Below are 1,699 nucleotides of genomic sequence, written 5' to 3' on the forward strand. Positions count from 1 at the left end.
ATAAAGCCGGTGAACAACCGCTGCCCGTCTTCACCGGCCTCGCCGACCGACAGCTGCATCGGGAAGGTTGAGCCGTCGCGGCGCTGGCCGACCACGACGCGACCGAGGCCGATGATCCGGCGCTCGCCGGTCTGCAGATAATGCGCGAGATATTCGTCGTGACGGTCGCGATCGGGCTGGGGCATAAGGCAGGAGACGTTGCGGCCGACGAGCTCGGCTTCGCTGTAGCCGAACAGGCGTTGTGCCGCTGCGCTGAACGACGTGATGGCGCCGGTCTCGTCGATGATGATCATCGCATCCGGCACCGTCGCCAGAATCGATTGCAGATGCTGCTCGCGGGTCTCGATCGATGCGCGGACCGCCGCCTCGTCGGTGACATCGCGGCTGATGCAGGCGAAGCCGCGATGTGTGTCGCCTTCGAACAGTGCGGTGATCGTCAGGCGCGCCAGATATTCCGCGCCGTTCTCGCAGACCCGCCACGCTTCGCGCTCCAGCGTGCCCTCGTGAAGGGCGGCCGCCAGGTCTGCGCCTGGACGCCCCGCCGCAATCTCGTCGGGCGGGTAGAACAGGTCGTGGGGCTGTCCCAGGACGCGATCGAGCGGCCAGCATTCGGCACGCTCGCCTTCTTCATTATAGCTCAGCACCATCCCGGAAGGATAGAGCAGCGTCAGGACGTGGCCGCCAGCCTGTCGCAGGAACAGCGGCGCAAGCCGCGCCACCTCCCTGGCAATCTCGTCGGGCCCGCGCCTCGTGTAGACCATCGGCCGGCTCACACGCCCGGCCGGGCGCACGTATCCGGGCGTAGCCGGACCGTGCCACTCAGCGCCGCGCGAGTATGGCCTTCATCTCGTCGATTTCCTGCCGCTGCGAGCGCTTGATCGATTCGCAAAGCCGGATGACTTCGGGATCGCTCAGCTTTGCTTCCTGGCACATCAGGATCGCGCCGGAGTGGTGTGGGATCATCGAGCGCAGAAAGGCCGTGTCGCCGATCGTGGTCTGCGTGCGGATGAACGCGAAGCTGCCCAAGAAGGCGACCAGCGACGCGGCGATCAGCGCGATGTTGGCGGCCTTCGACGGGAACATGTGCCGCATGGCGAGGATCATGAGCACCACCATCGGTGAGACCATCATCAGCGTCATGTAGAGCATGTTGAGGTTGTTGTAGAAGCTGTCGAGCCCGTCGATCATGACGAACATCACCAGATACATGATGACGCCGCTGATGACGGTCTGGAAGGCCAGGCTCCAATAGGCGCCCATCTTCCGTGTGCTCATGTGGGACGAATGATCCATGGCGTATCTCCTTCGTTCGGCGCAGGCCGACCTGGGTCTCAGTGTAACGCCCCGCTCTCCTGTTCGCCCCCGCCATCAGCCGTCCCGATGCTAGAACCAGAAGCGGATGCCGGCGACGAAGCTGGTGGCATGGACGTCCTCGCCGGCAAGCCTCGACAGCCGCGCCGTGTCGCCGGCTTTGCGCAGATAAGAGACGCCGATATAGGGTGCGAACTGGCGGCTGAACTCATAGCGCAGGCGCAAGCCCACCGTCGCGTTGGAAAGCCCGCTGCCAACGGCGAGATCGGGATCGCGCTTGCCATAGAAGTTGGCTTCGATGCGCGGCTGCAGGATCAGCCGCTGGGTCAGCAACAGCTCGTATTCGCTGGACAGACGCAATGCCGTGCGTCCACTATTGCCCACATAG

At 64.3% G+C, this 1,699-nt stretch carries 3 protein-coding genes; all 3 read right to left on the reverse strand.

The features are described from left to right. Positions 1-761, reverse strand: a 761-nt coding sequence (locus QOL62_RS19740) for a PAS domain-containing protein (protein ID WP_346770714.1), incomplete at its 3' end; no start/stop codon positions are given. Positions 762-819: 58 nt separating this feature from the next. Next, on the reverse strand, positions 820-1,293 hold the full coding sequence (locus QOL62_RS19745; RefSeq protein ID WP_007683361.1) for a DUF305 domain-containing protein: 474 nt from the start codon (positions 1,291-1,293) through the stop codon (positions 820-822). Positions 1,294-1,383: 90 nt separating this feature from the next. Then, positions 1,384-1,699 (reverse strand): copper resistance protein B (locus QOL62_RS19750; protein WP_283407309.1); only part of this gene is annotated, 316 nt, incomplete at its 5' end.

The sequence above is a fragment of the Novosphingobium panipatense genome (genome assembly GCF_900182875.1).
Classification (GTDB): Bacteria; Pseudomonadota; Alphaproteobacteria; order Sphingomonadales; family Sphingomonadaceae; genus Novosphingobium; species Novosphingobium panipatense.

Coding starts and splice junctions, on each gene's coding strand:
- QOL62_RS19745 (WP_007683361.1), bottom strand. CDS start 1,293: ATGGATCATTCGTCCCACATGAGCACACGGAAGATGGGCGCCTATTGG.